The organism is Nostoc sp. (genome assembly GCF_036917415.1).
Lineage (GTDB): Bacteria > Cyanobacteriota > Cyanobacteriia > Cyanobacteriales > Nostocaceae > Nostoc.
In genome coordinates this window covers 47,354-55,271 of the sequence record NZ_JBALDJ010000011.1, presented here as the reverse complement: position 1 = coordinate 55,271, position 7,918 = coordinate 47,354, and the positions used below count along the sequence as shown (strand labels likewise).

At 44.7% G+C, this 7,918-nt stretch carries 7 protein-coding genes; 4 read left to right on the top strand and 3 right to left on the bottom strand.

All coding sequences use genetic code 11. The annotated features are described in order from the left end of the window. Positions 1–174: 174 nt before the first annotated feature. The 3 genes from V7K41_RS01680 to V7K41_RS01670 all read left to right on the top strand — a co-directional run bounded on the left by V7K41_RS01680 (position 175) and on the right by V7K41_RS01670 (position 2,816). Positions 175–759: a Uma2 family endonuclease gene (locus tag V7K41_RS01680; RefSeq protein WP_334845429.1), complete on the top strand. Its 585-nt coding sequence runs from the start codon at positions 175–177 to the stop codon at positions 757–759. Positions 760–1,079: 320 nt separating this feature from the next. Beyond that, positions 1,080–2,150: a bifunctional DNA-binding transcriptional regulator/O6-methylguanine-DNA methyltransferase Ada gene (gene ada, locus V7K41_RS01675; protein ID WP_334845428.1), complete on the top strand. Its 1,071-nt coding sequence runs from the start codon at positions 1,080–1,082 to the stop codon at positions 2,148–2,150. Positions 2,151–2,180: 30 nt separating this feature from the next. Continuing rightward, on the top strand, positions 2,181–2,816 hold the full coding sequence (locus V7K41_RS01670) for a DNA-3-methyladenine glycosylase family protein (RefSeq protein WP_334845427.1): 636 nt from the start codon (positions 2,181–2,183) through the stop codon (positions 2,814–2,816). Positions 2,817–3,050: 234 nt separating this feature from the next. Here the strand turns inward: V7K41_RS01670 and dapF are convergent, their stop codons facing one another. After that, the gene (gene dapF / locus V7K41_RS01665; protein ID WP_334845426.1) at positions 3,051–3,890 is read right to left on the bottom strand and encodes a diaminopimelate epimerase; all 840 of its coding nucleotides are present in this window, start codon (positions 3,888–3,890) and stop codon (positions 3,051–3,053) included. A gap of 68 nt (positions 3,891–3,958) precedes the next feature. On the opposite strand from dapF, the gene V7K41_RS01660 reads away from it, so the two are divergent. Further along, complete coding sequence (locus V7K41_RS01660; RefSeq protein ID WP_334845425.1) at positions 3,959–4,174, top strand: Hfq-related RNA-binding protein; 216 nt, start codon at positions 3,959–3,961, stop codon at positions 4,172–4,174. Positions 4,175–4,286: 112 nt separating this feature from the next. Here V7K41_RS01660 and V7K41_RS01655 read toward each other — a convergent pair whose 3' ends face one another. Together V7K41_RS01655 and V7K41_RS01650 are read right to left on the bottom strand one after the other, a co-directional pair. Then, positions 4,287–4,985, bottom strand: a complete 699-nt coding sequence (locus tag V7K41_RS01655) for a class I SAM-dependent methyltransferase (protein ID WP_334845430.1) — start codon at positions 4,983–4,985, stop codon at positions 4,287–4,289. 416 nt (positions 4,986–5,401) lie between these two features. Then, entirely contained in the window at positions 5,402–7,675 is a 2,274-nt protein-coding gene (locus tag V7K41_RS01650) for a cation:proton antiporter domain-containing protein (protein ID WP_334845424.1), read from the bottom strand. Positions 7,676–7,918: the final 243 nt, after the last annotated feature.

Sequence of the window (7,918 nt, the reverse complement as noted above, 5' to 3'; positions counted from 1 at the left end):
CCCACACGCACGCCAGATGCTCTCTACGAGAAGCTGCGCGTAGATTGCTTCTTTGCGGAGTACGCAGACTCGTTAACGATGCAGTGGAGGGTACAGAGCAAGCACTGATTGCAACTACGAATTACTTTGACAGACTACTAAAATAGATATATTGCTTCCACCCAAACTGATAACATGAATACTACCACCGTCAGTTTACCTCCTACCCTCGAATTAAATATCGACTTGACTGACGAGCAATTTTTTCAACTTTGTCAAAATAATCGAGACTTAAAGTTTGAGCGGACAGCTTCAGGGGAATTAATTATTATGCCACCTACAGGGAGTAGTACTAGTGACCGTAATGCCGATTTAACTTATCAATTAAGAGCTTGGAGTCGTCAAAATAAGCTAGGTAAATCCTTTGACTCTTCTGGTGGTTTCAAACTTCCTAACGGTGCAGAGCGTTCTCCAGATACTTGCTGGGTGAAAATGGAACGGTGGAATGCTTTAAGTGAAGCAGAAAAAGAAAGATTTGCTCCTTTGTGTCCCGATTTTGTGGTTGAGTTAATGTCTCCAAGTGATTCCTTAGAAAAAACGCGATCCAAAATGAGGGAATACATGGAAAATGTCGCCAGATTAGGCTGGTTAATTAATAGAGGAGAGCAACAGGTAGAAATTTATCGTTTTAATCGGGAAGTTGAGATTTTACAAAGTCCTAAAACTCTATTGGGAGAAGATGTTTTGCCAGGATTTGTTTTAGATTTGGCGGAAATTTAGTAAGTAATTCCCTACCCTGAATCATTCGTAATAAACAAGAAACCCGACAAATTTTACAAAGCCGAGAATCTGCTGGTTACAATTATTACAAATCAGATAGGATTGCGAGTACCCAGTACGCCTTGCGGCGTTCCTCCCCCACCAACTTTTATGTATGGTGGGGAAGAAACGCTGCGACCAGTTGAGATAATCAACTTCGATCGCAACAATCAGATAGAAAATAGTTTATCGATACATCTAATCTAGTTTTACCTAAAGGCAAAAACTAATAATGGGCACTCGAAAGTGGGATGCTTTGCAATAAATTATAGGAGACATGAATGCAATTACAACAGACACAACTTTTAGAAGAAACACTCTGGGAAGCAGTTTTCAATCGAGATTACACTTTTGAAGGCAAGTTTTTCTATGGTGTTCGCTCTACAGGCATTTATTGCCGACCTATTTGCCCAAGTCGCAGACCGAATCGGAATCAAGTTTGTTTCTTTGAATCGGCACAAGAGGCTGAAATTGCAAGTTTTCGACCTTGTAAGCGTTGTCAGCCACAATCTGAAATAGTTCCAAATACAGCCAAAATATTAGCAGTATGTCGATATATTGAAGCACAAGTTGACCGCATCCCAACCCTCTCGGAATTATGCTCTCAGGTTGAAATGAGTCCCAGTTATCTACAAAGAATATTCAAGCAAATAATTGGTGTATCGCCTTATCAATATGCAGATGCGCTGCGTAGCCAGCGATTGAAACAGCGTCTTCAATCGGGGGAAGAAATTGCTGATGCAGTTTACGATACGGGGTATGGTTCAAGTAGTCAACTCTATGAGAAAGCACCTAAACAACTGGGAATGACACCAAAGACTTACCAACAAGCTGGAAAGACAATCAGCATTGTCTATGCGATCGCTCCATGTTCATTAGGATATTTACTTGTGGCAACAACAGAGAAGGGTATCTGCGCCGTAAAATTAGGTGATGAAGCAGACAAGCTTGAACACATTTTGAAGCAGGAATTTCACCAAGCGCAGATCGTGCGTGACGATCGCACACACAAAGACTGGATACAAGCAATCCTCGACTTGATTGCAGGAGGCGAGACACATCTTGATTTACCACTTGATATCCGTGGTACAGCATTTCAGAAACAGGTTTGGCAAGCATTACAAAAAATTCCTTATGGCGAAACCTGCACTTACACTGATATTGCCCGTAATATTGCCAAACCCCAGGCAGCCCGAGCTGTAGGTAATGCTTGTGGAGCTAATCCGATCGCGTTGATTGTACCATGTCACCGGGTGCTCCACAGTGATGGCAGTCTTGGTGGTTATCACTGGGGAATTGAGCGTAAACAAAAACTGCTTACACAAGAATCAGAACGCACCGCGCGGGATTAGAATTCTTCCTTACTCCCCACTCCTCCAAAGATGACTCAAACACCTGAACTAGAATCGTTGACTGAAGAAAGTTTGACCCGTGGTTTAATGGTGCTTGCCAACCTCGATCGCGATTTAGCTCGGATTTTAGAAACATTGGGTTCTCCACCGATGTGGCAAAGAGAACCGGGTTTTGCAACACTATTGTGCATAATTCTCGAACAGCAAGTTTCCGTAGCGGCTGCAAGGGCTGTATTTACACGACTCTGTGGAGTTGTAACTCTGACACCAGAAAATTTTCTGATATTGGATGATGTTCAATTAAGAGCGATTGGATTCAGTCGGCAAAAGATTCTATACTGTCGTGGATTGGCTCAGGCGATCGCAACCGATCAGCTTGACCTGAGCAAACTCCAAACAATGGACGAAACTACTATCAGAACTGAGTTAAAGCGTCTCAAAGGAATCGGAGACTGGACAGTTGATATTTATTTGCTAATGGCGCTGCAACGTCCTGATGTCTTTCCTAAAGGCGATTTAGCGATCGCGATCGCTTTACAAAAACTCAAAAACTTGGCAACGCGTCCAACACCAGTGCAACTAGAAGAAATGACACAGCACTGGCGACCGTGGCGAGCAGTTGCGGCAAGACTTTTATGGCACTATTACCTAAGTAATCCCAAATAATTAAGTAAGTGGGCAGAATAAAACCGAACTGTGTGAAGAAAAGTAAATAAGGCTCAAACCCTTTTTCCCCCTGCTCCCTGCTCCCTGCCCCCTGCCCCCTGCCTTATCCTAACGATAATTATTTACGCCCACCTACTTACTCTTTCTTCTCTTCCTTTGCGTTCTTTGCGCCTTTGCGGTTCGTTAAAAAAATTACTTTGATAAAGAATTAAGCCTTAACTGAACCGTATTGGGTTACAGTTTACCAGCGAATACCTTTTCAGCCGGGCCTGTCATGTAAACTCGTTGGTCGATTTCTGACCATTCAATTTGCAAGGGGCCACCAGGTAATTCTACAGTGGCAGTGCGATCGCATTTCCCAGTTAATACACCAGCTACTAAAGAAGCACAAGCACCAGTACCACAAGCTAATGTAATCCCAGCACCCCGTTCCCATACCCGCATTTTCAAATAGTCACGACGTACCACTTGAATAAATTCGGTATTTATGCGTTGGGGAAAAACTGGGTGATGCTCAAATTTCGGGCCGATGGTTTCTAGCTCAATTGCTGCGACATCTTCCACAAAAGTAATGCAGTGAGGATTTCCCATATTTACACAGGTGACATCCCAAGTTTTCCCCGCCACCTCTAATGGCTGAGAAATTACTTTTTCTTGAGTGGGTACAAGATTAGTAGGAATTTCGCCAGCGAGTAACCTGGGTAAACCCATGTCTACTTTAACTTGACCATCAGATAAGAGTTGGGGAGTCATTACACCACCCAAAGTATGAATGCGATATGAGTCTTGATTGCGGGATTCCCCTTCTAAATCTGCTAAAAAGCCAGCTAAACAGCGAATGCCATTCCCACACATTTCTGGTTCTGAACCATCGGAATTAAAAATCCGCATAGTATAGTCAGTGCCGTTTTCTCCAGGTAGGGCAAAAATGACACCATCAGCACCGATACCAAAATGGCGATCGCACAACTTGATGGCTTGCTCTGGAGTCACTACAGGCTCAGATGACAAGCGATTGTCAATCAGAATAAAGTCGTTGCCTAGACCATGATACTTAGTAAATTCGATTGCCATTTCTTCAAGGATGAATTATCAAGGATTAGTTACTCTTTATTTTGCCTTGTAGGTTCATCTTACTAAAAATGCTTACCGAATTTGACACCACTTTACCCAGTATTAGACAAGTCCAAAACCTAATTAAACAAACAACACCAGTAGAGTTAAAGCTGCTGACTGGCGATGTACTCACAGGAAGGGTTTTATGGCAAGACCCACAGTGTATCTGTATTGCTGATGAAAACAGTCAGCAAACTACTATTTGGAAACAAGCGATCGCTTATATTAAACCCAAGAGTTAGTCAAAAATCGGTATTTGGAACGCCCCTTGCCACGGTGCTGGCTAAAATTTACCAGATTGGGAAAACCTTGTAGTGGTAAAAATTCTTTTTATTACCACTACAAAAAATCCTGTCATGGTCGCCTTGCATACCAAGCATGAATAAAAAGAGTTTGCAAGAAGAGTACAGGAGTATCAAAGCCGCTTGATGCGATGATTGATGCGACTTCATTTGGTGGTAACACCGCAGCATCCCGACCATGAGAAGCAAGAAAGTTTTCGATGTCCTGATCCGGATATTCGGCGTACTTCAACATCCGAGTCCAAACCTCACGAAGGCTTTGATAGGATGAACTGGACATATCAGAAGCCAAATCCGCACTAACCAAATATCCCTGAGGGCGAAGGCGTGAAGCGATTTGACTGAAAAATTTACGCCTCTTTGCTTGCTGCATAAAGAAGTGAGAAACCAGTAGGCAAGTCGCCGCATGGAACGGCTCCGAGACGGGCAACGAATCGAGATAACCTTCGTGCCATGTGCAACGCGACGCAACTCCACACGCTTCGGCTTTATGACGACAAGTGTCAAGCATCGCAGGCGCAGGCTCAACCGCCGTGAATTGCCACTGCGGAAATTCACGAGCGAGATAAATCAGTTCCAAGCCAGTTCCGACACCGACACAAAGAATCCGCGCATCTGCAGGAAGCTCAGAAAGTATCAAGCGGGTCAGTAAATGAAGTGCGTCGCGCAATGGAGCGAGTTTAGCCGCTCGTTCGTCGTAGGTAGAGGCGCGTTCTTCGTCGAAGACGACAGCTTGTTCTTGATTTTGCATGAGAGAGCAAGTAATTACACTATCTTTATTTTGCACGATTGAATTCTGTGCAGACAGCAACGTCGCGCAAGAAAAGGCAAAGCCCTTGACCCTGTTAAGTATTTTGCTGCTCAGGAAAATCAAGATTTAGGAGTGTTCAAATCCCTGCGAAAGCCAGTCTCCAAGCTGGAGAGAGTCTCCTTTTCCTGCACCCTCGCAGACAAATGTGCAATTCAATACTTCTCGGTTAAGGCAATTAGTCGTTGCAGATCCCCCCAACCCCCCTTAAAAAGGGGGGCTTCTAACCCTCTTTTACCCCCTTTTTAAGGGGGTCGCCGTAGGCGGGGGGATCTGAATTTAGGACGACTCAACCCTTATCCGAGAAGTATTGATGTGCAATTACCTTAACCTCTCACGGATGGAGGGGGAGTGAATAGTTACATAGAAAGGGGTGCTGAACTTGCGATCGCAAATAACTGTTCTAGTTGACTCAAACCTGTCAAGCCACCACATAATAATACTTGGTCGCCGATTCGCAAGTCCATGCCACCATCAGGATAGCGAATAAATTTACCATCGCGCCGGATCGCCTGTACCTGTACTCCATACTGCTTACCGATCTCTAAATCTTTAAGGGTTTTACCTAGTGTTGGCGCATCTGCGTTAACTGTAACCCACTGGCAAGCACTATTTTCTCCAGGAACAACAGCTTGTCCTTTAGCTAATTCTGCTAAAGCCGCCAGTTCTTCATTTGCTCCCACCACCAGCAAGCGATCGCCTTCTGCCAATTTGGTTTGATTATTGGGATAATCGATTTCATCTCCGTCAGCGCGGCGAATTGCCATCAAACTCACTCCTGTTAAATAGCGCATATCCGCCTCTTCTATAGTCATGCCAATTAAGGGCGAATTAGATGGTAAAGGATACCAGCGCTGATTTAAATCGCGGGTGGCTTGGCGCAAATCACGAGCCACTTCAGTTGCAGAACGCTCTGGCCGCAAATCTAAATAATGATCGTTGCGGATTTGCTGCATTTCTCGTTGTACCACAGCTGACGATAACAAGCCTAAGCCAGTTAATAAATAGGTTGCCATTTCTAAGCTGGCTTCAAACTCTGGTTGCACAACTTCCCTAGCTCCCAATTGATACAGCACCTCAATATTTTTATCCTGGGTAGCACGGACAACCAAATCTAACTCTGGGCGCAATTCCAAAGCGCGTTTCAAGGAAAGACGAGTACTTATAGGATCGTGGAGTGCGATCGCCATTCCTTTAGCGTAATTCACCCCAGCAGTTTCCAAAACGTGTAAACTCACGCAATTACCATAAACATAAGACACCCCAGCCTCGCGCAACTGCTGAATTCTACTCTCCGATTGGTCGATTACCACCACAGGTAGGTCGTGTTGCAGCAACAACTTCACCAAATTCTTGCCCACTCGCCCATAGCCACAAACTACTACATGGTCTTTGAAGGGCAAATCTTCCGACACATCCCGCGCCTCATCTTCTTCTAAGTATGGTTTCAACCAAGGCATTGATTCGGCAAAGTTAAATAAAAATGGCACTAACCGCAGTACAAAGGGAGTAAGCATGAGAGTGACTGCGGTGGTTCCCAAAATTAACAAGTATATTTGTCGAGACACCAGCCCCAAAGATTGTCCTTCACTAGCGAGAACAAAGGAAAATTCCCCAATTTGCGCCAGTCCCAAACCGGCAATTATAGCTGTTTTCAAAGGATAACGGAATAGTTTTACTAAGGGCGTGATAATCAAAAATTTACCGACAAAAACTATTGCCACCAACCCCAAAATTAATTCCAGGTTGTTCCACAAAAACACTGGGTCAATTAACATCCCAATAGCGGCAAAAAACAAACTGGCAAAGATATCTCGCAGTGGTTCGACATAAGTCAGGGTTTGGTCGGCGTACTCCACCTCAGAAATCATCAAACCCGCGACAAATGCCCCCATCTCAATAGACAGTCCCAAATGCTCTGTCAATAGGGCAATGCCTAAACACAGCGCTACAACCCCTAATAAAAATAGTTCTTTACTTTCAGTACGGGCTAGCAGTTGCAACAAAGGCGGTATCAACCAAATCCCCGCAGCTACCGCCCCTGCGGCAAATAAACCAATCGAAGCTAGCGCTGTTAAAACGGCGATGCCAATAGTTTCTGCTGGTTGGTTGAGGGCTGGTAAGACTGCTAACATCAGTCCCAGTGCCAAGTCCTGAACTACCAAAATCCCTAGCATCACCTGCCCGTGGGGCGTTTCTGTTTCGTTGCGCTCCATCAAGCACTTAAGGACAACCGCTGTGGAAGACAGGGACAGAATACACCCCAAAAACATCCCCTTCGCAGGTAAGGCTCCCCAGGCTCCGCTTAACCCGCATACTAAAACTGTCACCAAAATCGTCAAAGCAATCTGGAGTCCACCTCCACCAAGAGCGATCGCTTTTACCTTCTTGAGTTCCGCAAAGGAAAATTCCACACCCAAGGCGAATAACAAAAAGGCGACCCCGAACTGTGCCAGAGTCTCTACTTGAATAAGTTCTTTAATCAATCCCAGTCCCGTTGGCCCAATGACTATCCCGCCAATGAGATACCCCAGCAGCACGGGTTGTTGCAAAAGTGCCGCGAATAGTCCGCCACAGGCTGCAACGCCTAAAACTAAAACTAAATCAATAATTAACCGAAAATCTTCTTCCACCAGTTTTAAAAGAACTATTAAGACCTATTAATTCAGGATACAAAGTTTTATATATCCCAGGATAGTTTGTTTAGATATTGGGCATGGGGCATTGGGCACTTGTACTGAGCGTAGCCGTAAAGCCTGCGGCATAGCTACGCTTAGGGCGCAGCCTCTCGTAGAGAAGTATTGGGCATGGGGCATTGCGGATGAGTCTTTGATATTCGCGGGAGAGTCTTTGATATTCGCGGGAGAGTCTTTGAT